General features: G+C 68.6%; 17 protein-coding genes. 8 read left to right on the forward strand and 9 right to left on the reverse strand.

Annotated elements, in window-relative coordinates:
- Positions 1–25 precede the first annotated feature (25 nt).
- Positions 26–1,351, forward strand: coding sequence for a fumarylacetoacetase (gene fahA / locus ACAH41_RS28125; RefSeq protein WP_325654714.1), 1,326 nt, complete (start codon positions 26–28; stop codon positions 1,349–1,351).
- On the opposite strand, the gene yjjJ is transcribed toward fahA, so the two are convergent.
- The gene (gene yjjJ / locus ACAH41_RS28130) at positions 1,352–2,758 is read right to left on the reverse strand and encodes a type II toxin-antitoxin system HipA family toxin YjjJ (protein WP_325654712.1); all 1,407 of its coding nucleotides are present in this window, start codon (positions 2,756–2,758) and stop codon (positions 1,352–1,354) included.
- 727 nt (positions 2,759–3,485) lie between these two features.
- Between yjjJ and ACAH41_RS28135 the strand changes: the two genes are divergently transcribed.
- The 3 genes from ACAH41_RS28135 (at position 3,486) to ACAH41_RS28145 (ending at position 5,947) form a co-directional block, all read left to right on the forward strand.
- Positions 3,486–3,971, forward strand: coding sequence for an H-NS histone family protein (locus ACAH41_RS28135; RefSeq protein ID WP_325654710.1), 486 nt, complete (start codon positions 3,486–3,488; stop codon positions 3,969–3,971).
- 138 nt (positions 3,972–4,109) lie between these two features.
- A complete protein-coding gene (locus ACAH41_RS28140) occupies positions 4,110–5,672 on the forward strand; it encodes a C25 family cysteine peptidase (RefSeq protein ID WP_325654709.1) in 1,563 nt (520 codons plus the stop codon).
- Between the two features lie 11 nt (positions 5,673–5,683).
- On the forward strand, positions 5,684–5,947 hold the full coding sequence (locus ACAH41_RS28145) for a hypothetical protein (protein WP_325654708.1): 264 nt from the start codon (positions 5,684–5,686) through the stop codon (positions 5,945–5,947).
- 78 nt (positions 5,948–6,025) lie between these two features.
- Here the strand turns inward: ACAH41_RS28145 and ACAH41_RS28150 are convergent, their stop codons facing one another.
- The 7 genes from ACAH41_RS28150 to ACAH41_RS28180 all read right to left on the reverse strand — a co-directional run bounded on the left by ACAH41_RS28150 (position 6,026) and on the right by ACAH41_RS28180 (position 18,350).
- Positions 6,026–6,907 carry a WcbI family polysaccharide biosynthesis putative acetyltransferase gene (locus ACAH41_RS28150; RefSeq protein WP_325654706.1) on the reverse strand — a complete coding sequence of 294 codons (882 nt, stop codon included), beginning with the start codon at positions 6,905–6,907 and terminating at the stop codon, positions 6,026–6,028.
- A 60-nt stretch (positions 6,908–6,967) separates the two neighbouring features.
- A complete protein-coding gene (gene recD / locus ACAH41_RS28155; RefSeq protein ID WP_325654704.1) occupies positions 6,968–8,995 on the reverse strand; it encodes an exodeoxyribonuclease V subunit alpha in 2,028 nt (675 codons plus the stop codon).
- The gene (gene recB / locus ACAH41_RS28160) at positions 8,989–12,702 is read right to left on the reverse strand and encodes an exodeoxyribonuclease V subunit beta (RefSeq protein WP_325654703.1); all 3,714 of its coding nucleotides are present in this window, start codon (positions 12,700–12,702) and stop codon (positions 8,989–8,991) included. Before recB ends, recD begins: the two co-directional genes overlap by 7 nt.
- Positions 12,699–16,304 (reverse strand): exodeoxyribonuclease V subunit gamma, encoded by a 3,606-nt coding sequence (gene recC, locus ACAH41_RS28165; protein ID WP_325654702.1) that lies wholly within the window; start codon positions 16,302–16,304, stop codon positions 12,699–12,701. The genes recB and recC overlap by 4 nt, the downstream gene beginning before the upstream one ends.
- 141 nt (positions 16,305–16,445) lie before the next feature.
- The gene (locus ACAH41_RS28170) at positions 16,446–16,784 is read right to left on the reverse strand and encodes a PilZ domain-containing protein (protein WP_325654701.1); all 339 of its coding nucleotides are present in this window, start codon (positions 16,782–16,784) and stop codon (positions 16,446–16,448) included.
- A gap of 151 nt (positions 16,785–16,935) precedes the next feature.
- Positions 16,936–18,018, reverse strand: coding sequence for an alpha/beta fold hydrolase (locus ACAH41_RS28175; RefSeq protein WP_325654700.1), 1,083 nt, complete (start codon positions 18,016–18,018; stop codon positions 16,936–16,938).
- 56 nt (positions 18,019–18,074) lie between these two features.
- Positions 18,075–18,350: a metal/formaldehyde-sensitive transcriptional repressor gene (locus ACAH41_RS28180; protein WP_325654699.1), complete on the reverse strand. Its 276-nt coding sequence runs from the start codon at positions 18,348–18,350 to the stop codon at positions 18,075–18,077.
- 115 nt (positions 18,351–18,465) lie between these two features.
- On the opposite strand from ACAH41_RS28180, the gene dmeF reads away from it, so the two are divergent.
- On the forward strand, positions 18,466–19,530 hold the full coding sequence (gene dmeF / locus ACAH41_RS28185; protein WP_325654698.1) for a CDF family Co(II)/Ni(II) efflux transporter DmeF: 1,065 nt from the start codon (positions 18,466–18,468) through the stop codon (positions 19,528–19,530).
- Here dmeF and ACAH41_RS28190 read toward each other — a convergent pair.
- Entirely contained in the window at positions 19,500–20,555 is a 1,056-nt protein-coding gene (locus tag ACAH41_RS28190; protein ID WP_325654697.1) for a hypothetical protein, read from the reverse strand. The two genes, dmeF and ACAH41_RS28190, sit on opposite strands and share 31 nt — an antisense overlap.
- A gap of 205 nt (positions 20,556–20,760) precedes the next feature.
- Here ACAH41_RS28190 and ACAH41_RS28195 point away from each other — a divergent pair, with 205 nt between their 5' ends.
- From ACAH41_RS28195 to ACAH41_RS28205, 3 genes are all read left to right on the forward strand, one after another.
- Entirely contained in the window at positions 20,761–22,515 is a 1,755-nt protein-coding gene (locus ACAH41_RS28195) for an ABC transporter transmembrane domain-containing protein (protein ID WP_325654695.1), read from the forward strand.
- Complete coding sequence (locus tag ACAH41_RS28200; RefSeq protein ID WP_325654694.1) at positions 22,499–24,310, forward strand: ABC transporter transmembrane domain-containing protein; 1,812 nt, start codon at positions 22,499–22,501, stop codon at positions 24,308–24,310. The genes ACAH41_RS28195 and ACAH41_RS28200 overlap by 17 nt, the downstream gene beginning before the upstream one ends.
- A gap of 232 nt (positions 24,311–24,542) precedes the next feature.
- The gene (locus tag ACAH41_RS28205) at positions 24,543–25,208 is read left to right on the forward strand and encodes a hypothetical protein (protein WP_325654693.1); all 666 of its coding nucleotides are present in this window, start codon (positions 24,543–24,545) and stop codon (positions 25,206–25,208) included.
- Positions 25,209–25,253: the final 45 nt, after the last annotated feature.

The following is a 25,253-nucleotide window of genomic DNA, read 5'->3' on the forward strand; positions in this document are numbered from 1 at the left end:
AATACCGCTGAACCAGAATCCCCCGATGACCGCATCCTCCGACATGACCCTGAACCCGGCATTGAGCAGCTGGGTGGCTTCCGCCAACACTGCCGAAGCCGACTTCCCGATCCAGAACCTGCCCTACGGCCGCTTCCGCCGCGCCGGCAGTGGCGAGGCCTGGCGCATCGGCGTGGCCATTGGCGACCAGATCCTGGACCTGAAGCTGGCGGCCGAGGTACCCGGCTGGGCCGATGGCCTGAAAGACCTGCTGCTGCCACTGGCCGCGGGCGAGCTGAACGACCTGATGGGCCAGCCCACCGCCGCGCGCCATCAGTTGCGCGCCGCGCTGTCGGCCGCGCTGCTGTCGCAGAGCGTCTACGAAGCCGCGCTCGCGCCATGCCTGCTGCCGCAGGCCCAAGCCGAGATGAGCGTGCCCTGCCGCATTGGCGACTACACCGACTTCTACACCGGCATCCACCACGCCACTGCCGTCGGCAAGCTGTTCCGCCCGGACGCGCCGCTGCTGCCCAACTACAAGTGGGTGCCCATCGGCTACCACGGCCGCGCCTCGTCCATCATCCCCAGCGGCCAGCCCTTCCATCGCCCGCAAGGCCAGCTCAAGCCGCCGGAGGCCGAGCTGCCTTTCCTGGGCGCCACCAAGCGGCTGGACTACGAACTGGAGCTCGCCATCTACGTCGGCCCGGGCAATGCGCTGGGCGAGCCGGTGAGCCTGGCGCAGGCCGAGTCGCATGTCTTCGGCCTGGGCCTGCTGAACGACTGGAGCGCGCGCGACGTGCAGGCCTGGGAATACCAGCCGCTGGGCCCGTTCGGCGCCAAGAACTTCGCCAGCACCGTTTCGCCGTGGATCGTCACGCTGGAGGCGCTGGCACCGTTCCGCGCCGCCTTCGAGCGCCCGGCCGGCGACCCCGCGCCGCTGCCCTACCTGGCCAGCGATGACAACCAGGCCAACGGCGCGCTGGACATCCAGCTCGAAGTGCTGCTGCAGACCACCCGCATGCGCGAAGCCGGCGAGCCCGCCACGCGGCTCAGCCAGTCCAACTACCGCGATGCGTATTGGACCGCAGCGCAGCTCATCACCCACCACACCATCACCGGCTGCAACCTGCAGCCTGGCGACATGCTGGGCAGCGGCACCCTCTCCGGCCCGCAGCCCGAACAAGCCGGCTCGCTGCTGGAGCTGACGAACGGCGGCAAGCAGCCGATCACCCTGCCCAACGGCGAAACCCGCCGCTTCCTCGAAGACGGCGACACCATCACGCTGCGCGCCTTCTGCCAGCGCGAAGGCGCCCGCCGCATCGGCCTGGGCAGTTGCTCGGGCACGGTGCTGCCGGTGCGCGTTGCAGCCTGATCAGGCCAGCGCGGCCACCGCCTCGAGCCGCTGCCGATTCTGCTTGCAGGTGGCGCGGAAAGCCGGGCTGATGCGGCTGTCTTCGGCGGCCATCTGCCAGAAGGCCAGCGCTGCGGTACAGGCGGTCTGCCAGACGGTGCGCTGCGGCGGCAGCGGCAAGGCGGGCTCGAACTGGCGCGGCGGCAACTCTCCTCCTGCCAGCGGCGCGTACAGCATCGGCAGCATGTCGTAGGCCGGCGCCAGCTGCAGCCCGGCCTTGGCTGCTGCATTCGAGGTCGGGGCCGGCCGGAAACTCAGGTTGCCGGTGTGCATGTCGGTGTTGGCGATCAGCCGGCCGAACCACCACAGCACCTCGACGCGCGGCAGGGCTTCCGCGGCCAGCCATTGTTCGGCCGCCAGCCGCGCGGCAAGGCGGGTCCAGTCGCTGCTGCCGTCGCCCAGCAGCGCCGCGTCCAGCGTGCCCAGGCTGACCAGCCCGCTGCGGCCCCAGCGGCCGTGGCGGTCGAAACGCTCGACTTCGAGGAAGGTGCGCCCGGCATGGCCCAGCACGCGGCTGCGTGTGGGCTCGGCGCCGGGCAAGGTGCCGGCGCAGGCCAGCGCCAGGTGCTCGCAGACCAGCAGGTCGGCCCAGCGCTGGACAGTGGACGAGCCGGCGTCAGCGCCCGAGAACTTCACCAGCACGTGCGGCGTGGCGCTGCCGTCCAGTTCGCGCAGCGCGGCGAACTTCGGGAACTCGCCGGCCGCGCTGGAGCCCGGCACGCCGCTGGCCACGGCTTCGTCGGCCAACGCCGCATAGGCCGCGCCCTGGACAGCGGGCCGCAGGGGCGTGGCGGGCGCCAGCCGCTCGGCCTGCCACAGCGCCATCGCCGGCTCGCCGAGGATCCACTGGCCGCTGGCGTCCCAGCCGCGCTGGCTGAGCACATGCACCACGTCGTCGTCGCTCCAGGTCTCCGGGTCTGCCGGCACGGCCAGCGCCTGATGTTGCCGGCGCGCAAACTGGCGGCCCATGTAGCCTTCCGGCCGCATGTCCAGCAGCGGGTACGGCAGGCCGTCCCACCAGCCGTCGCGCGAAGCTTCGGGCACGGGCCAGCTGCCGTCGGGCAACTGCAGCCAGGCGCCTTGTGGCCTCAGCAGTGCCAGCTGGCCGACCTGTTCGGCGCGGCCTTCGACATCGACCTGGTAGAGCGGCGAGTCGCCGACGACGCCGCGCAGCCCGCGACGCAAGGCATGGCGCGCCCGCCTGGCCTTGCCAGCGCTGAGCACCTGGCCAGCCTGCTCCTGCAACAGCCGGTGCAGCGTCGGCACACTGACGTCCAGCGCCTGCGCCAGCGCTGCAGCGCTGCTGGGCCCGAGCCGGCCCAGCAAAGGCAGCAAACGGTCTCGGGCGGGCTGGTTGCGCGGTCTCATGATCCCATTATGAAATGATTCATGAGAAGATCAATCCATTAATACCGGCCTTTTCTCATAGGCACATGCAGCCGATATTCAACCTATTCTGCAAAGAAAATCGAGTTGTTTTGATAAGATTCCGGTGACCCCGATACAGCGGCTCGCGCTTGCAACAGCCGTTCACGCTGCGCCGAGGTTTCCAATCGAAACAGCTGCCGGTGCAATGCTGCAGGCCGCTGGTCGGAAAGAGAAATCTTGCGGGTAAACCACGAGATTGGCGTCAAAAGTAGTGCGCGCCAGCGAAAAAGACGGCGGCTTCTCGGCAGAACCCCCAATCCCGAGAGAGACACAGGGCTGGCCCGAATCCTGCAGATGAACGATAATGAGGGGCTGGCCGGAGCGCTTCAGTCGTCTCATTCGTCTTACAGGGGAGGTGATCCAGGGTGCAAACCTTGGGCGTTCATGATTTCGGGGGTCAACCCCGGAGGATCCGGCAGCCGTTGTTGAACCATTTTGTATTTTGAGGAGCGCATTCTGGCCAAGGACGATCCCAAGACCTCCATCGACGCTGGTGGTCTTCGTTACCGCTCGAAAGTAGCGGGTTCTCCCTTCTCTGCGACGGGTGCGTTTGGCGCCGCCACCATGTCGTGTTTCCTGTGTGGCAAACATCGCCCACGTGCCCAGCTGAAGTCCCGTAAGCTGCTGGGCAAGGCACAGGCGGTCTGCGCACCGTCTTGCCGCGAACTTGACCAGGCTGCTCAAGCCTGATCCGCTGCGCACCGCGCTGGCGCGGTGCGCAGCCTCTTCTTCCTTCGGGTTCCCCATTCCGATGCACGAGCCAGCCGATGATGCGCGTCTGGACGCGAACGCTGACGCCGAACCCGGTGCCGAACGCCCGTTGAACCGACGCGAGCGAGGCGTGGTACTCGCTCGTATCCAGGCCCTGATGGAGTTTTGGGGCATCACGGTCGACGACTTGCTGCAGGACACACCGGCTCCCGAACCGGTTCTTGTTCCCGACCTGCCGCCCAAATACCGCCATCCCACGACAGGTGAAAGCTGGGACGGCCAAGGCCCGCAGCCCGACTGGCTGCGCCGCGCGTTGCTGAAAGAAGGCATGCGCGTCGAAGAACTGCGCCAGGCTGCCCTCGCGCCGCCGCCGCCACTCGTCGAGCCTGCTGCCGACGATGCTTCGCCCGCCGCAGACGACACGCCGCCCCCCGGCCACTGAAGCGCGCTGCCGTGCTTTACCGCGCCTGCATTGCGCAGCGCGGCAGGGCAAGCCCACAATCCCCTCGCTGCCCATCGCCACCATGCCAAGCCGGCATGGCTGGCAATCGCACACAGCCAATACCCAGGGAGATCGTCAATGGCAGAGGACAAACTGATCCTCACGCACCGGACGGCGCTGCAGCGCAAGTACGGTGAAAAGGGACTGGCCAAGGTGGACTCCGCACTCAAGCGCCTGGTCAAGGCCGACGCTCGCCGCGGTTTCGACAGCCGGGTGATTCACCTGGACGACGCGGCCACGATGAAGACCTGGGGCGGCGCGGTCTCGGCCGAACCCACGCCCAAGGAAATCAAGCGGGCCATCGACCGGCTCTACGCTGCCCTGTCGCCGCACTACCTGCTGCTGCTGGGCGGCCCCGACGTGCTGCCACTGGTGCCGCTGCGCAACCCCGCCTTCAGCACCGCCAACGGCGACCCCGACACGCTGGTGCCCAGTGACCTGCCCTACGCCTGCGACGCGGCCTACAGCACCGACCCCGGCCGCTTCCAGGGCCCCACCCGCGTCGTCGGCCGGCTGCCGGACGTGCCCGGGGCGCGGGAGCCCAGCGCACTGACGCTGTTGATTGACGCTTCAGCGCGCAGCGTGTCACGCCCGCGCAGCGACTATGCACGCGCATTCGGCATCAGCGCCCAGGCCTGGGAAGCCTCGTCCAAGCTGAGCATGGAGAACCTGTTCGGCAACGCCAGCGCGCTGCACCTGGTGCCGCCACAGGCCTTGCCGTGGAAACCGGTGGATCTGGCTGCGCGGCTGCACTTCATCAACTGCCACGGTGCCAAGGACATGCCGGAGTTCTACGGTCAGCCGCCTGGCGTCAGCGAGTTCCCGGTGGCGCACCGCGCGCGCCGGCTCAAGGGCCGCATCAGCGCCGGCACGGTGGTGGCCGCCGAGTGCTGCTACGGCGCCCAGCTCTATGACCCGGCGCTTGCCGTGCCCTCCGGCGGCAGCGTGGACGAACCCGGCATTGCGCTGGCCTACCTGCTGGACGGCGCCAGTGCGGTGTTCGGCAGCACCACGATTGCCTACGGCCCCAGCGAAGGCAACGGCATGGCCGACCTGATCTGCCAGTATTTCCTGCAGCAGGTGATGGCCGGTTCGTCGACCGGCCGGGCGATGCTCGAAGCCCGCCAGCGCTTCGCCGGCGCGCGCACCCACCTGGACCCCTGCGACCTGAAGACGCTGGCCCAGTTCTGCCTGCTGGGCGACCCTTCGTTGCACCCGGTCGCCTTCGAAGGCCATGCGCTGAATCGCACCAAGGCCTTCAAGAAGGCCTTTGCCGGCACGCAGGACCGCACCGTGCGCGGCCTGCGGCGCGAGAAGCTGGCGCGGGACGGCCAGTTGCTGGGCAAGGCCTTGCCCAAGCTGGTGAACAGCGAAACGGCACCCGGCGAAGCCGCCACCACCACCTTGCGCGCGATGCTGCGCGAGTCCGGCCTGGACCCCAGCCTCAGCCCCGTCAGCTACGAAGTGCGAGGCGGCTTGCAGACCAGCGCCAGCCGCCGCCTGGTGCACCTTGTGAATGGCCGGCGGGCGCTGAATTCGACCGAGCATCCGATGAATTCGCCCGCCGCCGGCCTGGTGGCCCTGGTGCTGACCGAGCAGGACGGCGAATTGCTGCACGTGCGTCGCCTGCACGGCCGCTGAGCCGAAACACCATGTCCACGAACGACCTGAACGCCTGCACCGCCAGCCTCTGCGGCCGCCTCGAATCAGCTGAGCGCGCCCGCGGCAGCAAGAGCGAACACCAGGCCACGCTGCTGCGCGACGATGCGGGCGATCTGCACCCGCTGCGCCGTGCCGGTGGCTCGCCGTTCACCGACCCCGCACTGCAGGCACTGGAAGGCCAGCGCGTGAACCTGCACGGCCAGCCGCGCGACGGCTATTTCCTGGTCATCCGCATCGAGGTGCTTGCCGGCTGAACCCGTGAGACAGCTGCTGCGACAGGCGCGCCTGGGCGAGTCCATCTGCCGCTTTGCCCTGCGGGCAAGCGCCTCGCGTCACAAGGGCTCGGTTGCGGTGGTGGTGGGCGTGGTCCAGGCAGCCTTCAGCGCGTCGCCGAGCTGGGCGTACAGCGTGTAGCTGCGCTTGATGAAGTCCGGCAGGCCGAAGAAGCAGCCGCCACGAGAGTCGGCCTGGCGGAAGACCATCGGCGTGCCGTATTTCAGCCCGTTCGACAGCGCCAGTTCCTTGTAGACCGGCCACAGCACAGAGCCGGCCAGCGGATTCTTGACGTAAGGCGCGGGGAACTGCGGCAGCTTCAGGCCGAGCTCCTTGGCCAGGCGCGCGCCATAGGACTGGAACACCACCGAGGTCGGGTGGTTGAAGGTCATCAGCGTGGGGAACTCCCGCACCATGTCGAGGAACTCCTTGGCAAACGGCACGTCCACGTCCTTGTCCCGCGCCAGCAGTTCCTTGGCCGATTTATCGTAGGCCTGGAAATAGCCACGGCGCCCGTATTCGCCACCATTGAACATGGCTCGGCACTCGGCCTCGGAACGGCCTTCGCAAAAGGCGTCGAGGATGATCTTGCTGTGGTAGTCGCCCAGCGGCGATTGCAGACGCGCACTCATCGGGCCGACATAGGTCACGTCCGGATGCAGACCATCGAAGAACAGGTTGGTGATGGTCTTGACCTTGGCCGTGCGCTGGCGCAGCTCGTCGGTCGAATAGCCGCCATGCTCACCTTTGACCGGGAAGGTGAAGACATGGGTGTCAGCCCGGTCGAGCAGGGGCTGCAGTTCGGCGTCGATTTCAGCGAAGCGCTTGGAGCCTCGCTCATGCACCGCGATGCTGCGGGCGGTGGTGATGTCCGGCAATTGCTCCAGCGTGTGCGCCAGGGGCGAGGCCTGGCAATTGCCGATGACGATGACATTGGGCATGAATGAACTGCCTTCCCCGATCTTGAAAATTGAGTCCGTGCCCGCAATCGTTTGTGCAGGTCATGTGGTGCGCAGCCTTTCCAGCAGGCCACTGGCGCGGCGGGTCGGCAGCGACGCTGCCTGGGTCATCAGGCCGGGTCGCGGCGCGAACAGCGAGAACGCCTCACGGGCTCGGGTAATGCCGGTGTAGACCAGTTCGCGCGACAACAGCAGGCCTGCCTGTTCGGGCAGCACCAGCGCAGTATGCTCGAACTCGGAGCCCTGGCTCTTGTGCACCGTCATCGCAAATGCGGACTCCACTTGCGAAAGGCGTGTGACCGCCACCGAGCGCAGCGTGGGCCCGTCGAGGAACCAGGCCCGCAAGCTGCCCGCTTCCCCGGCCGACGGCAGCACGATGCCGATGTCGCCATTGAACACGCCAAGCGCCGCGTCGTTGCGCGTGACCATCACCGGCCGGCCAACAAACCACTCGCCGCGCACCTGCAGCCAGCCGGCCTCGGCCAGAGCCTGCTGCACCGCGCGGTTCAGCCCGGCGGCGCCCCAGGGGCCTTCGCGCACCGCGCACAGCAACCGGAAGCGCTCGAACTGCAGCAGCACGTCGCGCACCCAGGCGCCGTGCGCGTCCACATCGCCGCTGGCCGGCCGCAGGGCCAAGCGCGACAGGTAGGCCTGGTAGCTGGCCGGCGCGCCGGGCCGGCCGTGCAAGGCGAGCCGCAGCAGGTCGGCCTGCGTCGCGGTTTCCAGGCCCCACAGCGGCCCTGGTTCGCAGTGCAGCAACTGCTGGGCGCGTGCCCCGTCGCCGGCATGCACCGCCAGCGCCAGTTGGCCGATGGGCCCGCCGAAGCGGCGGCTCTCGCGCAGCATCACGGTGTGCTGGGCCAGCAAGGCCGGCGGGCTTCCCTGCGCGAGGTAATCGTCAGGCAGGCAGACCTGGGCAACCGCCTCGGCATAACGCGCGGTCTCCTCGCTGTAACCGCCCTGCTCCGCGCCTTCGCAGAGATCGGCCAGCACCGCGCCGGCTTCCACCGAAGCCAGCTGGTCCTTGTCGCCCAGCAGGATCAGCCGGGCGTGCGGCGGCAGCGCGTCCAGCAGCGAGGCCATCATCTCCAGGTGCACCATCGAGGCTTCGTCGACGATCAGCACGTCCACGTCCAGCGGCTGGCCGGCATGGTGGCGGAACTGCCGGCTGTCCGGCCGCGCACCGAGCAGCGAATGCAGCGTGCGTGCCGCGCCGATGCGGCCTGCCAGCAGCGTCAGGTCCAGCTTCGGCGCCAGGCGCTCGGCCAGGCCTTGCAGCGCGCTGTCCAGCGATTGCTTGAGCCGCGCTGCGGCCTTGCCGGTGGGCGCGGCCAGCGCAATGCGCAGGCGCTCCGGCGCCGGGTCCACCGCAAACAGCAGCGCCAGCAGCCGGGCCGCGGTGTAGGTCTTGCCGGTGCCCGGGCCGCCGGTGATGACGCTGAAGCCGCCGCGCAGCGCGACCGCACAGGCCAGTCGCTGCCAGTCGACCGTGCCAGGCTTGGCCGCATCGAACAGCGCGTCCAGCCATTCGCGTGCTGCGGCTTCGTCAATGGGCTGCGCACGCCGCGCCCGAGCCAGCACCTGGGCCGCCACGCGGCGCTCGTGGTCCCAATAGCGCCGCAGGTACAACCGCCCGGCCGCCAGCACCAGCGGCTGGCCGGCGTCGGCCTCGCCTGCGTCGACGCTGCGCAGCACCGTGCTGCCTTGCAAGGCTCGCTGCCAGCCGTCCAGCGCCTCGGGCATCGCCAGCCACAGCTCGGCCAGCGCCTGCGCGCCCGCCAGCGGCCAGCCCAGCAAGGCATTCGGGTCGCCGCACAGGTCCTGCAGCGGCAAACAGGTGTGGCCGCGACCTTCCATCTGCGACAGCAGCGCGGCGGCCAGCAGCAGTTCGGGTGACGCGGCGGCGTCCAGCTCGGCCAGGAAGGCCGGCAGCGCCGCGTCCAGCCGGCGCAGCCAGCCAGCGTCCGCCCAGGCCGGCAACAGCGCGAGCACCGCCTCGCGGCTGGTCGCAGCCACCTCGGGCGCGGGCTCGGCGTCGAACAGCGACAGCGTGGTGTCCGTCCTCAGCATGCGGCCTCCGGGGCTTGCAGCAGCGCGTCCAGCGCGTCCAGCCATGCGACATCTGCCGGCAGCAGGCAGACGCCGCCGGCCGGCCCGTCGATGCCGCGCAGGAACAGGTACAGCGCGCCACCGAGCTGCGCGGCCGGATCGTAGGCCTCGCCCAGGCGCGAACGCAGCAGGCGGTGCAAGGCCAGCAGGTACAGCGCGGCCTGCACGTCGTAGCGGTGCTCGCCCATCGCCGCCGCCAGCGCGGCTTCGGTGTAGGCGCTGCCGTCCGCACCCAGCTGATTGCTCTTGTAGTCCAGCACCCAGTAGCGGCCGTCGTGTTCGAAGACCAGGTCGGCAAAGCCCATCAACATGCCGTGCAGCTCGCGCGCCGGCAGCACCGGGCGGGCTTGGCCGGGCAGCAGGTGCTCGCGGCACAAGGCGTCTATCTCCGCTGCCGGCAAGCGCCCGGCGGGCAGCCAGAATTCCATCTCGGGCAGCACCCGGTCCAGCTCGGCCAACGCCACGCCAGGGCCAGGCAAGGGCAGGCGCACGATGGCACGCAGCCAGGCCAGCAGATCGTCCGCCTGGGCTGTGCGGCCGGCACGCTGGGCGCGGCGGCGCACGGCTTGCGCCAAGGACCCATCCGGCTCGTCGCCCAGCCCGAAGCGCTCACCGGCCAGCCATTCCAGTTGGTCGTGCAGGAAGTTGCCGGCAATGGCGCCGCGCTCGAAGCGGTGCCAGGGCGGCAGGTCGGTCTGCGGGCGAACGGGATTCGGCAAGAGTTCTGAGGCAGCCTCGTCATCGGCTGGACGCGGCAGCGCGTGCAGCACCGGTGCCGGCCCGTGCTGGATCGCCCGTACCAGTGACGAGAAGCTGGCAATGCCCCAGTGCTGGTCGAAGCGGCCAGGGTACGGTGGCGCGTCCTGCAGCGGCGGCAGTTGCTCGCGGGCGGCCAGCCGTGTGACCGGCACCACGGCGTCTTCGGCACACGGCGCGCGCTGCCAGGTCATCACGGCGGCATCGCCAATGTCTGCGGCCAGGTCTTCGATCGCCACCTGCAAGCCTTCCGGCGTGACGGGCTCCGGCCCGCCCAGCAGGTAGCCGATGGCGCTCAGGTGGCTCAGCGTGTCCGGCACGTCCTTGTTGCGCGAGCTGCCCACGGCGAGCGGCACCAGCCCCAGCCACAGCGCATGCCGCGCCCGGGTCAGCGCGACGTAGAACAGCCGCAAGTCCTCGCGCAGCCTTTCGCGCTCGGCCTGCGCCATCGCTTCGTCGCTCAGACTGAGGTCCAGCGTGCGCCGGCCGCTGTCATCCACCAATGCGACAAAACCGGTGTTGCGCCGCGTCTCCTGGCGCAGCGCGCCGGCAAACGGCAGGCAGACGACCGGGTATTCGAGGCCCTTGCTCTTGTGCACCGTGACCACCTGCACCAGGTCTGCATCGCTCTCCAGCCGCACGATCTGCTCGTCGCCGCCGGCCATGCCAACGGCTGCCTGGTTGATCTCGCCGGTCAGCCAGCGGATCAACGCCAGCTCGCCGTCCAACTGGCTGCTGGCGGCCTGCAGCAGCTCGGCCAGGTGCAGGTAGTTGGTGAGGCGGCGTTCGCCATCCGGCAGCGGCAACCAGCGGGCCGGCAGGTCGAGCTCATGCAGCGTGCGGCGAAGCAGCGTCAGCACGCCCTGGCTGAGCCAGACCTGGCGCAGCGCGCGCAGCTGCTCGGCGCGAGCGTCGAAGGCCTCGTCATCGCGCGCCAGCCAGGCCAGTTCGTCCAGCGACAGGCCCACGGTCGCGGTGGCCAGCGCAGCACGCACCAGGCGCACATCGGTCGGCTGGGCCACCGCGCGCAGCCAGCGCAACAAGTCCGCCGCTTCCGGGCTGGCGAAGACCGAGTCGCGGTCCGACAGGAAGACCGAAACCACGCCGCGGCGGCGCAACGCGCGGCGCACCGCACGCGCTTCGGTGCCGTTGCGCACCAGCACCGCAATGTCGGCCGGGCGCAGCCGGCGCAGCGCCTCGCCTTCGCGCGCGAAGCCCGCCTCTGCGTCGTTCAACCAGCCGACGATCTGCTCGGCGCACAAGGCCGCGTGCTGCTGCCGGTAGCCCTCGGCATTGCAGGCTTCGGCCTGCCATTGCAGCAGCAGCGCCGGCACGTCGCCCTGGGTGCTGACAAAGCGCTCACGCCGGCCGGCCGCGGCCACCGGCAGGAAGGGCAGCGGGTTGTCGCCGCCAACTTGGCGAAAGCCGAAAGCGCCCTCGCCTTCGCGCTGCTCGCTGCGCAGGAAGATCGCGTTGACCGCCTGCACCACCGCGTCGGTCGAGCGGTAGTTGGTGTCCAGCACGTAATGGCGGCCGGCGGTGGCGGCGCGGGCCTGCAGGTAGCTGTGAATGTCCGCCCCGCGGAAACGGTAGATGGACTGCTTGGGGTCGCCGATCAGCAGCAGCGCCGTGCCACGCGCATTCGCCGCCGTGTCGTAAAGCCGGTCGAACAGGCGGAACTGCAGCGCCGAGGTGTCCTGGAATTCGTCGATCAGCGCCACAGGCGTCTGCGCCAGGATGCGCTCGCGCAGGCGGTCGCCGTTGGGGCCTTGCAGCGCGGCGTCCAGCCGGCTCAGCAGATCGGCAAAGCCGAACTGGCCGGCCTGGCGCTTGAGCTGGTCCAGCCGGGCCGACACGCGCGCTGCCGCATGCAGGCGCAGCGCGGGCGCGGTCGAAGGCAAGTCGTCCAGCGCCTTGAGCAGGGATTCGAAGGCCTCGAACTCGGGCGGCAGATCAATGGCCGGCGCGTCGGCCTTGCGCATGCCCCGCACACCGGCCGGCGTGAGCCGCTGGCGCCCCGTCTTGAGGTCCGGCAATTCAGCTTCGCTGTCGCCCCGCGCCCAGGTGGCCAGCGTGTCCAGCCAGGGATTGAAGAACCGCGCCTGAAGACTGCGACCTTCCCAGCCCAGCTTGAGGTCGCACTGCGCCTGCAGCCAGTGGCGCATCTGCTCGGCTCGCTCGATCCAGCCGGCACGCAGCGCAACCAAGGCCTCGGCCCTCGCCTGCGTGGCGTGGCGCAGGCAGTCGGCCAGGCTGCCGTCGCCCGCACCAGCCGGAAGGTTTTGCGTGCCCAGGCTGCGCACATCGGCCACCAGTGCCGGCAGCCCGCGCCAGACGGACAGCACCGCGTTCAGCGACGCGCTGTCCAGCGGGTAGCACTGCTGGCGCCAGTAGTCCTGCGCAGCCTCCAGCCACAGCGCCTGCTCATCAGCCAGCAGCTCTTCATCGAACAGGCTGCCGCTGTCGAAGGCGTGCTCGCGCAGCATGCGCTGGCACCAGGCGTCTATCGTGTGCACCGCCGCGTCGTCCATGCCTTCGGCGGCGGTGGCCAGGCGCCAGGCGGCGGCTTCGCGCGCATCGCTATCTTCGTAGGCGGCCAGCAGGTCGCGCAGCAGCGGGTCGACTTGCGCGTCGCCCAATTCGCCACGGAAGGCCTTGGCCGCATCCAGCAAGCGGGCGCGGATGCGGTCCGACAGCTCGCGTGTCGCGGCCCGCGTGAAGGTCATCACCAGGATCTGGTCCGGCCGCAGCGGGCCGCCAAAGCGTGTGACCTCGTCACCATGGCCCAGCACCAGGCGCAGGTACAGCGCGGCAATCGTCCAGGTCTTGCCGGTGCCGGCGCTGGCCTCGATCAAGCGGCTGCCCCAGAGCGGGAACTCCAGTGGCCGCAGGGCCTGCGCAGCGGACGTCATGCGGCCTCCTCGGCGACGCCCTCTGCGCTCGGGTGCCAGGTCACGCTGACGTGGCGCTGCGCCCATTCGCGCAGCGGCGCATACAACGCCTGGGCCCAGTGGCCGAAGTTGGCACCGGCAGCATCGGCTTGCGTCAGCGTTTCGAAGTCAGGGAACAGCCGCGCCAGGCAGGGTTCGTCCACCTCGCCGCGGCGCTGGAAGTCGCCCTGGTAGGTGGCGAGCGCGGTGGCCGGCGCGTCCAGCCACGCCAGTGCGGTGCGCGGCGCGACCGGCAGCGGCTGCTGTTGCGCCACCTGCCAAGCGGCGAGCAAAGCCTGCGCTGCCACGTTGGCCGACTCGGGCGCGGGCGGCGTGAAATACAGCGTCGCATCGCGACCGATCAGCAGCAGGTCCACCGGCTGGCCGCTGGCGGCCGCGGCCATCGCGCGCAGCCACGGTCCGACCAGCTTGTCCAGCCGCGGCGTGGCCTTGCCGCTGGCGGGCTTCTTGCCGCACAGGCGGCTGGCCTGCACCTGCAACCAAACAGGGCGTTCTTCGCCAACCCGCAGACCGTCCAGCCAGTCGTCCAGCTGCAGTGGCAACAGCAGCGGCTGCCCGTCCAGCGGCAGCACGTCTTCCGCCTGCGCCAGATGCAACGGCAACCTTGGCGCGGCTTGTGGAAACTGCCGCTGCGCCTGCTGCCAGGCCTGCAGCATCGCAGCAAGGTCATGCGCCAGCAATGCCTCGGTGCGCTCGCCGAAGCCGGCCAGCGGCAGCCTGCCGGCACGCCGCAAGCGCGCCAGGCGCTGCGTGACCACCGGCGCCAGCTCGGCCTCCGGCGCGCTCTCCAGCGTGCGCTGCAGTTCGGCCAGCGAGTCGGCAAGCAGTTCGTCGACCAACTGGTGCTCATCCAGCCCGGCAATTTCGAAGGCTTCGTCGTCGGCGTCTTCCACTTCGTCCGCGTCGAACACCACCTGCAAGCGGTGGCGGAAAAAGGCTTTGACGGGGTTGCGGAGGAAGGTGGTGAGCAAGTCCAGCGTGAGCGCCACGGGTGCGCCTTGCTGCTCAGGCGCAGCCGCGTCGGGCAAGGCCGCGGGCTTCGCTTCGGCGTGGGCTTGCCGCCATTCGCGGGCCCAGGTGTGCGCCGGGCTGCCGGGCTCGAAGTAGCGGCGGCTGAAGGGCTGCAGCGGGTGTTCATGGCTGCGTGCGTCCACCGCAGCCTGGCCCCAGGCGGCGGCCAGGTAGTCGCGCAGCTGCGAGACCAGCACCGAAGGCGGCTGTTCGCTGTTGTCGCGTGCATTGCGGCCGGCCCAGCTGAGGTAGAGCATGCGGCGGGCAGACAGCAGGGCTTCGAGCATCAGCTGGCGGTCGTCGTCGCGGCGCGAGCGGTCGCCGGCGCGCGTCTGGCCCGGCGTGGCCATCAAATCAAAGTCGCTGCGCATCGCGCGGCGCGGGTAGTCGCCGTCGTTCATGCCCAGCAGGCACACCACCTCGAACGGGATGGCGCGCATCGGCATCAGCGTGCAGAAGGTGACGCCACCGGCGCGGAAGCGGCGGTTCAGCGCAGGTTCGTCCAGTGCGTCCAGCCAGGCTTCCCGCGTGACCGCCAACGGCACCTCGGCCTCGAATCCCGCCTGCGCGCAGGCGTCCAGCCAGGTGGCCAGCGCGTCGTCCAGCGCGGCCAAGGTCTGGCGCTCGTCGTCGCTGCCGGCGCGGAACAGGTCAGCCAGCAGTGCCCTGCCCCGCTCGGCCCACTGCGCCGGTGTGGCGGGCGTGCGCAGCAGGGCCCACCAATGCGCCAGCCGGCCCAGCAACTGGGCCAGGCCGCCGGCCAGCTCGGCGTCCAGTCCGCCGACTTCGGCATAGGGCTCGATGCCGTCGAACGCCGCCGGCGGCGCCGCCTGCCCCTCGAAGTCCTGCGTCACGTCCAGTGGCGCCGCACCGCTGGCATAGCCCAGCAACATGCGGCGCAAGGCCCACCAGCCGCTGTTCTGCGCACCGCAGGCGCCCAGTCCCAGCGACGCGCGCTGCGCCTCGTGCAGACCCCAGCGCAGGCCGGCGCCGGCCATCCAGTGCGTCAGCTGCGGCAGGCTTTCCGCGTCGAGACCAAACCGCGCGGCCAGCGCCGGCACGTCCAGCAGGTCGCGCAGTTCGCTGAAGCGGCAGCGCTGCTGCGGCAGGCGCAGCAGCCACTCCAGCGCGCCGACCAGCGGGCTGGCGTGGCGCGCGCCCAGGTCGGCAATGTCGAACGGAATGTGGCGCGCATCCTGCCGGGCGTACTGGCCAAACACCGCGCGCACGGCCGGGGCCACGGCGTCGATGTCCGGCACCATGACCACGATGTCGCGCGGCTGCAGCGCGGGTCGGTCAGCCGACGCCGGCTGGGCCAGCAGCGTCAGCAGCTGGTCGTGCAGCACTTCCAGCTCGCGCATCGCACTGTGGGCGCTGTGGAAGACGATGGACTGGTCGGCCGGGTCCAGCGGCGCTTCATCGTGTTCGGCCAGCGGCACCAGGTCGCGGATGCGGGCCTGCACGCGGGTGAGCAGCGGCGCGTGTTCGGCAGGGTCTTCATCGAACAGGTCCAGCCGCGGCAGCTCGGCCTGTTCGAGGCCACGCTGCTGTTCGTCGAAGGCATCCAGCTGGCGCACGAAGTCCCGGCCCTGGCGGCCCCAGGCGGCCAGCAGCGGGTGCGCGTGGGCATGCATCTGCGCGAGCGGCAGCGCGGCCAGGTCGCGGCCCTCGCGCAGCGGCTGGCGCCGGCGTTCGATCTGCAGCAGCTCCCGGCCGTCGAGGATGTCGGCCCAGTGGAAGCGGCAGGGGTTGGGCACGGCCAGCAGCACCTGGCTGTGCGGCGCCATCGCAGCCAGCGCCTGCAAGGTGGGCAGCGGCACATGCGTCATGCCGAACAGCACGATGCGGCGCGGCAACGGCAGCTCACCCTGCGCCGCCTCGGCCAGCCGCGCGAGCACACGCTCGTGCAGCCGCGGGCGGATCGCGTCGTGCTGCGTCTGCGCCAGCGGTGCCAGCAGCTCGCGCCACAGCATGGCCTGCCAGCGCTGGTCCGCCGGCAGCGGATGGTCCGGCCGGCCCGGGTTGCGCAGCACGTCGTGTCCCTGGGCCCAGCCCTCCAGCCAGTCCGCCCGGTAAACCTGGTACTGGTCGAACAGGTCGGCCAGGCGGCGGCTGAGTTGCAGCAGCCGGTCCTGTTCGTCGCCGAGCAGGAACCCGGCGACGGGCTCGAAGCCAGGCCGCTGCGCCAGCTCGGGCAACAGCTGCATCAGCCGCCAGGTCAGCGGCGTCTTGTCCAGCGCCGAATGCAGCGGGACCTGGTCCCGCCCCAGCACCTGCCGGTACAGCCGCCAAAGGAAGCGCGCGGGCAACTCCACACGCGCAGCAGCGCAAATGCCTGCCGCCCCGCCAGACTGCGCCAACGTCATCTTCAGCCACTCCGCCATGCCGTTGCTCTGCACCAGCATGACCTCCTCTTCCAGTGGCGCCAGCGGATGCGCCCTGAGCCAGGCGAACAGCGTTTCGGCCAGCAGTTCCGCGCGATTGCCGTGCATCACCATCAGCCCGGGGGCGATGGGCGAGGCAGGAGCCGAAGCGGAGGACGTGAGATTCATCGTGGACAAAAAGCGCACGAAGCGCCTCGTCACTTTACGCGATGGCCTGCGCCGCCCAATGCGCCAGCAAACCGCACCTGCACATCACCTGAGAACAGCCATCAACGCGGCATTCCGACGCCTGGATGGACAGGCCAGCGTCTACTGGCCCTTCAGAAATCGCGCAATGGCCTGCTCGCCAGCCACGGGGAGCCCATCGAACTGCAGTCCCACCATGAACGCGCCATGGCTGCTGCTCAGCACGCTGTGGGCAACCTGGACCTTGACTTCGACGGGCGTGCTGCCACCGGCAAGCAAAGGCACCAGGAAGCGGATCACGCAGCGCAGATTGGGTGGCGGATTGACCGAGGCGATGATGGCGATGCCGCCAGCACTGATGTCCCAGGTGCGCACTTCCAGCGGCGGTTGGCTGGGAAAGACCAACTGCGCCAGGCCGCGCAAGGGTTTGCGCTCATGTTGGCGGCGTTCAGCGCCTGTCATGCCGACCATCGCGGAAACAACCGGCGCGCCGCAAGCCGCGTTGGTGCAAGGAGGACAGGAGTTGCAGACAGGCGCCAGGGCATGGTGAAGAATCTACCATTCGCCCATGGCGGCCAGCCAGCCAGCCGATGCCCGCGAGCCCACCAGCGGCTCAGCGGATCAACGGCAGGACCCGCTCTTTCAGCAAGCTGAACTGCGCATCCCGCATCGCCGGGTTCGGGTCATGGCCGGTGCGCGGCAGCAGCACCCAGTCCTTCTGCGGTGCCTCGATGCTGTCGAAGTAGCGGCGGGCCACGTCGGGCGTGGTCACCAGGTCTTCTTCACCCTGCACGAAAAACACCGGCAGCCCGAACTTCAGGCCCAGGCCGGGCAGGTCGGTGGACGCAAGCATGCCGTCACCCTTCCGGCCGACGAACTGCAGGTAGGAGTAGTCCTCGCCGGCCTCGTAGTCGGCTTCGGCCTTGGCAGTGGTGTAGAGCGCCGCGGGCTGCCACCAGGCCTTGGGCGCCGGGTCCGTGCGGGCGGCTTCGTAGCGACGGGTCACGCGGCGCAGGATGCCGAAGTTGCGCGGGTCGCACCAAGGCGGCGGGCCCAGCGCCTCCAGCTTCGCGATGTTCTCCTGGTCGCTCAGCGCCTTGGCCCGCGCCAGCGTCGCGGCGTAGCTGGAAGCGAGGTTGGCCTGGCCGTTCACCAGTTGCGCGGTGGTGATGTAGGCGTGGAACAGGTCAGGCCTGGCCTTGGCGATCTGGATGCCGAGGACGGAACCCCAGGAGCCGCCCATCAGGATCAGCTTGCGCGCGCCGAGGTGCTGCGTCACGTAGCTGGCCACCGCAATGCCATCGTCCCGCAGCTGCGCGACGGTGAGCGGCTCGCCTTCGGCCGGCCGGTTGCGGCCATAGGTCATGCCCGAGCCACGCTGGTCCCAGTGCACGATGGTGAAGTCCTTCTGCCACGGGCCGTACAGCCCGTCAGAGAACATGCTGACCGGATTGCCCGGCCCGCCGTGCACCACCAGCACCACCGGGTTGCCACAGCGCTCGCCCTTGATCGTGACCCATTGCTCGATGCCATTGAGGGGCACGAAACCTTGTTCGTCCAGCTGCTGGGACGGCGAGCTGCAAACCGAGCCGGTGGTGGCCGGCGGCGCAGCTTCCGCGGCGCCAGCGGCTTGCGCGCACACGGTCAGCGCGCAAGCCAGCCAGCGGCAGAGTGAAGAGGGGCGCAACAGGTTCAAGAGGACTCCTACCAGGCAGGGTACGTGCCCGCCGACGGTGGGAGTATCCGCGAGCGCTACTTCAGGTAGGACCGGAGCGCGCCCACAACCTGGTCCACATCCTCGCCGCGCTGCTCGGCGCTCACGCCCTCGGCCCCGAGGTGCTCGCGGATGTGCCCTTCCAGCACCTCAGCCATCAGCCCGTTGACGGCACCGCGGATCGCCGCGATCTGCTGCAGGATTGCGCCGCACTCGGTCTCCTGGTCGAGCGCACGCTCCAGCGCATCGGCCTGGCCGCGGATGCGGCGAACGCGGGCGATGAGCTTCTTCTTGGACTGGATGGTGTGGGCCATGGGGCAAAGGCATCGCCTCACGGCGACAAGCCGTTTTGGCAAGAACAAAAGTACTGGGGGGTAGTATGCAGACTTTACGGCCCTCCGGCCACAGAACGTCTGCAGCCAGCCCGCCATGACCACGCCCGCCGCCTCACCCTCTTCCGCCAAAGTCTGGACCGATGCCGGTCGCCACAGCCATGCTTTCGGTGAAGCCAACCCGCTTGCCGAACGGCGTACACGCTGGGCGATGTGGATCACGCTGGCGATGATGGTCGCCGAGATCATCGGCGGCTGGTACTACAACTCAATGGCGCTGCTGGCCGACGGCTGGCACATGAGCTCGCATGCGCTGGCGCTCGGCCTCGCGGCCTTTGCCTACGTGGCCGCGCGCAAGCTGGCGCACGACCGCCGGTTCTCGTTCGGCACCTGGAAGATCGAGGTGCTGGCCAGCTACACCAGCGCGATCTGCCTGCTGGGCGTGGCGCTGCTGATGCTCATCCAGTCCGGCGAGCGGCTGCTGAACCCAGGTGCGATCCACTACGAAGAAGCGATTGCGCTGGCCGTGCTCGGGCTGGCGGTGAACCTGGTCTGCGCCTGGTTGCTGAAGGATGCTGACCATGGCCATTCACACGGGCACGATCACGGACATTCCCATGGTCACTCGCATGACCATTCACACGGCCACGGAAAGGGTCACGCGCAGGGCGACAACAACCACGCAGACGAACTCCACCACGACCTGAACCTGCGCGCCGCCTACGTCCACGTGCTGGCAGATGCCGCCACGTCCGTGCTGGCCATCCTCGCCCTCTTCGGCGGCAAGCTCTGGGGCGCCGACTGGCTGGACCCTGCCATGGGCATCGTCGGCGCCGGGCTGGTCGGCAAGTGGTCCCTGGGCCTGCTGCGCGACTCAGGCAAGGTGCTACTGGACGCCGAGATGGACGCGCCAGTCGTCGCCGAGATCGAGGAAGTCATCGCCGCCAGCCCCGTGCCGGCCCGCATCCGCGACCTGCACGTCTGGCGCGTCGGCCAGGGCAGCTATGCCTGCATCCTGTCGTTGGAGGTGGACCAGCCGGCTACGCCCGATTTTTTCCGGGCGCAACTGGCGATACACGAGGAACTGGTGCATGTGACGGTGGAGGTGATCACCACCGCCAGCGCCAGGGATCACTCCGCCGTCGGTTTGAGCAACGCGTAGTTGGCGAAATTCGTGTCGGCGTACCGGTTGTAGACCCCTGCGAGGATGACACCCGCACTGTTGATCGCAACAGACGCGGCCACATACCAGCCGGCAGCTTGCGACGCTGCGTCAAGGTGGTTGCTCAGTTGGACGAGTTTGTCACCCTTCCAGATCACGGCAGTCCCATTGCAGCGGCCGACAGCTATCTCGGCGTCGCTCACAGCGGTAACCTGGCAATCGTCACTCTTTCCGGCGGCCAGCCAAGTCAGCTTGCCAGCCCGCCAGAGAAAGGGCAAATAGCGGCCGCTCTCCTCTTGCCACGCTGTGCCGCCAGCAGTCCCGTTGGCATTGACAGAGGAGAGTCCAGCCCCCTCCAAGTCTTGCAAATCACCCAAGTCCTGCATCTTCGTTTTCTGCCAGACAACAGGTCGTCGGTTGAATTTTTCGTCCTGCCACCAACCGACTGCCCAACCGTTGTTCGCGCTGCTCACCACATCGGCTCCGACCACTCCCGACTTGGTTGGCAACAAGATTGGAGGCTGGGCCGGATCCTTCCATAGCGCAGCATGTTGGACACCAGCGACTGACACGTTGCCCAACACGTGTCCAGCATCGTCCACGTCCTTCGCCATGCATTCGCAAGGGCTTCCTTCCGGCGCCATGGAAACCAAATCCACAACGGACCCATCTGGGCGCCACAGAACGCTTCTCACTCTGGCGTAGTTTGAGGCCACCATATAGCCTTTGTTCGCACTGCGATACGCGTAGTCGAACTGGGTTCCCAGTTTCTTCTTCTGCGGATCATTCAGAACCTTGGGCTGAGCGTTTTTCCAGCGAGTTACCAGCGTCGATTCCGACGACCCCACGATATTGATCCCCGAAGCGACACTGTGCTCATCCAGCGAGAACAGTCGAAGATCATCGTAGTTGTGCAGCGGTTGCAAGATCTCCATCTGATAGGTCTGCGCCTGCGCGACCTGCGGCATCAAGACTGCAGAACCGAAGGCCAGGATCGCGGACACGGCATTGAAACGGAACGACATGGGAACAACTCCGGCGGAGAGACAACAAGCCGCGAGTTTCCGCCGCCAGCCGAATCGTTGCCATCGCCGTTCAGGGGATAAACGGTGGACGCATCCCCCTAGAATCGGCAGCCCGATCACCTGCACCGCCGCCTGAGCCACCGCACGGGCGCGCCGGCACCGCGTCGCCGCCACGCGCAGCGCCCGCGGTTCCCACCCATCACCGATGACCCTTGCCCGCCTGATCCTGAACTTCGTGCGCCGCCATGCCGCGGCCTACGGCTTGGCCGGTGTGATGCTGGCCGGCATTGCCTTGTTGACGGTCTGGCTGCCGCGGCAGATCGGCCACCTGGTGGACGCACTGGTGTCGCACCAGCTTTCCGGGCCGGCGCTGTGGCGCGAGCTGGGCTGGCTGCTGGCGGCCGGCGTGGCAATCTACTTCCTGCGCGTGGGCTGGCGAATGCGCTTGTATGCCGCCGCCTACCGCATGGGCGTGGAGCTGCGCGCGCAGCTGTACGGCAGGCTGGCCGACCAGGGCCCGCGCTTTTTCCAGACTCGCCGCACCGGCGACCTGATGGCGCTGGCGACCAACGACGTGGACGCCGTGGAAATGGCCTGCGGCGAAGCGCTGCTGGCCGGCTTCGACGGCACGCTGACCCTGGTGCTGGTCGTCAGCACCATGGCATTGGGGGTAGATTGGCGGCTGGCCGCGGTGGCATTGCTGCCCTTCCCGTTCATGGCCTGGGCTTTCTGGTGGATCTCGCGCGCGGTGCACGAGCGCTCGCGCCAGGCGCTGGAAGCCTTTGGCGGGCTGAACGACCATGTGCAGGAAACCATCTCCGGCGTGCGCACGCTGCGTGCGCTGGGGCTGGAGGCACGCAGCAGCGCGCGCTTTGCCGAACTGGCCAGCCATGCCGCAGAAACCGGCTTCCAGGCCCAGCGCTGGGAGGCGCGCTACGAGCCTGCGGTGGGCATGGCGCTGGCCTGCGCGAGCGCGTTTTCGCTGGGCCTGGGTGGCTGGCTGGTATGGCATGAAGAACTCAGCATCGGCCAGCTGACCAGCTTCGGGCTGTACCTCACGCAGCTGATCTGGCCGATGTTCGCAGCCGGTTGGGTGCTGTCGCTCTGGGAGCGCGGCAAGGCGGCCTGGGTGCGGCTTTCGAAGGTGCTGGACGAGCCGCTGGCCATCGACGATGACGGCAGCATCAGCCCGGTGCAGGCCGGCGAGATTGCCATCGAGCAGCTGCGTTTTGCTTACCCGGGCGCGCCGAGCCCGGCGCTGGACGCGCTGAACCTGCGCATCGCCCCCGGCAGCACGCTGGGCCTGGTCGGGCCGACCGGCTCGGGCAAGAGCACGCTGATCAAGCTGCTGCTGCGCCAGTGGATGCCGCAGGCCGGCAGCCTGCGCTGGGGCGGCGTGGCACTGGCCGACTACACGCTGGACGCGCTGCGCGCCGGCATTGCCTGGGTGCCGCAGGAGCCCATCCTGTTCTCCGCCAGCGTGGCCGAGAACATCGCGCTCTCGCGGCCCGAAGCCACGCGCGAAGCCATCGAGGCCGCAGCGAAACTGGCGGCCGTGCACGAGGACATCGAGCGCCTGCCGCAGGGCTACGACACGCCCGTGGGTGAACGCGGCGTGACGCTCTCCGGCGGACAGCGCCAGCGCGTGGCGATTGCCCGCGCACTGCTGGCCGACGCGCCACTGCTGCTGCTGGACGACGCGCTTTCGGCGGTCGACACCGAAACCGAACACCGCATCCTGCAGCACCTGCGCGAGCAGCGCCGCGGCCGCACGGTCATCGTCGTCAGCCACCGGCTCTCCGCGCTGGCTGACGCCGACCAGATCGCGGTGCTCAAACAAGGCCGGCTGACCGAACTCGGCAGCCACGAACAACTGCTGGCCCGCGGCGTGGACGCCAGCTGGTACGCGCACCAATGGCGCGTGCAGCAACTGGAGACTTCGTTTGAGCACGACGACTGAGGCGCCGTTGAACGAAGCGCACAAGACGCCCCAGGGCGCGCCTGTGAAACGCGCCGCCGCGCTGCTGTGGCGCGCCGTGCAGCCGGACATCGCCACCGTCCGGGTGGGCCTGTTCTGGCTGGTGCTGGCCGCCGGGCTGGACGCGCTCGGCCCGGTGATGGGCAAGGCCTTCATCGACCGCTACTTGCTGCCGCACAACCCGCAGGTCGGCGCAATGCTGGGCCTGCTGGGCGGTGCGCTGCTCGCCGGCTGCACCGCCAGCCTGCTGCGCTACCACCAGCTGTGCCGGCTGGCCGCTGTGGCCATGCAGTCGGTGCGGCGCATCCGCGAATCGGTTTACAGCCATGTGCTGCGGCTGCCGATGAGCTTCTTCGACAGCGCCATCACCGGCCAGCTCGTCAGCCGCGTGACCAACGACACCGAGGCCGTCAAGCAGCTCTATGTGCAGGTGCTGTTCGTGATGCTGGACTCGATCATCATGCTGACCACCTTGCTGGTCACGATGACCTTCCTGGACTGGCGGCTGATGCTGATCGTCGCCGCGCTGGTGCCGGCTGTGTTCGGCATCGTGTTCCTCTACCAGCGCCTTTCCGCACCGGCCGTGGGCCGCACGCGGGATTTGCGCAGCACGCTGAACGCGCAGACGGCAGAGTCCATCGCCGGCATGGCCGTGCTGCAGGCCACTGGCGCTGCGGCCACCTACGGCAAGCGCTACGCCAGCGTCAACGAAGCGCACTACGCTTCGCGCCAGGTCGAGCTGCGCGCCAATGCCTGGCTGCTGCGGCCAGCGCTGGACCTGCTGAACGTGGCCATGCTGGCCATCGTCATCGCGGTCTTCGGCATGCGCGAAAGCGGCGGCCAGCTCTCGGCCGTCGAGGTCGGCGTGCTGTATGCGTTCGTCAGCTACATCGGCCGCGTCGTCGAGCCGCTGATCCAGCTGACCATGCAGTTCTCTCAGCTGCAGCAGGCCGTCGTGGCAGCGGCGCGGGTCAACACGCTGCTGGAAGAAGCCGAGGCGCCGCGGCCGCAGGCCAGGGGCCGTGTCACCGCCGGTGCCGTCACGCTGCAACACCTGAACTTCGCCTACAAGAACGGCGTGCCGGTGCTGAAGGATGTGAGCCTTGACGTGAAGCCCGGCGAGTTCCTTGGCATCGTCGGCCCCACCGGCAGCGGTAAGACCAGCCTGCTGTCTCTCTTGCTGCGCTTCTACCCGATCGCCGAGAACAGCGGCCAGTTGCTGGTCGACGGGCAGCCGATTGCCGAACTGGACGAGGCCGCGTTCCGCGACGCCGTCGGCCTGGTGCCGCAGGAGCCTTTCCTGCTCGCCGCCAGCGTGCGCGAGAACATCGCGATGGGCCGGGACCTGAGCGAAGCGCAGATCCACACCGCCGCCGAATCCGCCGGCGCCGCAGGTTTCATCGCCCGGCTGGAGAACGGCTACGACACGCCGCTCGGCGAAGGCGGCGCCCGCCTGGCCGTCGGCGAAAAACAGCTGATCGCCATTGCCCGCGCGCTGGCCGGCGAGCCGAAGATCCTGCTGCTCGACGAAGCCACCTCGCACATCGACACCGGCACCGAACAGGTCGTGCAACAAGCCCTCGCCAAGCTGCACGGCAAGCTCACCATCATCTCCATCGCCCACCGCCTCTCCACCATCCGCGACGCCGACCGCATCCTGGTGCTGAGCCACGGCCATGTGGCCGAGCTGGGGCCGCACGAGGCGCTGATGCAGATCGAAGGCGGGTTGTATCGGCGGCTGGTGGAGTTGCAGCAGTTGGCGAACGAGACAGCGTAGGCCATTGCAGATATCAGCCATGCCCCGCATGACCTTGTGCCTTCTTGGGTAAACGGTTTGCGACGCCGTATTGCGAACGGATGACGCAGTTCATCGCGCAGCGCCGTCGACTCGAAGACCGTGTTGAAATGAATCTCACCTGATGTCTTGGCGAATCGCGACGCATCACCGAGCGCGTCACCCCCCCCGGGACACCCGGTTGAAAACTTCAATTCATTAGGAGGACTTCGTCATGAAAAGCACCATCGCCGCTTCCGGGCTTCTCGCCCTGTCGTTTGCCATTCAGCCATGCTTTGCCGCTTATGCGATAGCCTCAAATTTCCAGGCCAGTGGCCCCGCAATCAGGCAGGCCAGTGGAAGCTGTCCAGTTGAGCCGGAGGCCGCTGCACCAGCCCAGGCCAAAAGCCCCATCATTTACTCCACGTTCCACCACGACTCAGCGCAGTTGTACGCAGTGGGCATCAGTTGGGTCGTGTCCGGCAAAAAGTCCTTCGATCAGACGACCTACGGACTGGCAATGCCTTTTACGTCAAGCGTTGACAGCACCATTGCCAAAGTGAAACTCGGTTTGAACCTGCTTGAAGGCGAAAACGCAATGACCGTCAGCATTCACGCGGATGTGAATGGCATGCCTGGTGAGACGCTGAAGCAGTTCACGGTCACATCGCTGCCGGACGTGCCCATTTGTCCGATGGTCAAGACCATCGGCGGAGTGTCGGTTCATGCCGGAAGCCAGTACTGGCTGATGGTGATGCCGACCCACAAGAATTCCAGCACCTACGGCGGCTGGAACTTCAGCGAATACGAGGGCGCTAACACACCATTCGCACATTTCATCAACGGCGTCTGGCAACTGGACTCGGGGCCGGCTGCGGCCTTCGAGATTGTTGGCGATTGAGCCTCGCGCTCTGTCAGCAACGCCTTCCGCAGACGCACTGCTGAT

The organism is Ideonella sp. (assembly GCF_041287625.1).
Lineage (GTDB): Bacteria > Pseudomonadota > Gammaproteobacteria > Burkholderiales > Burkholderiaceae_C > Ideonella.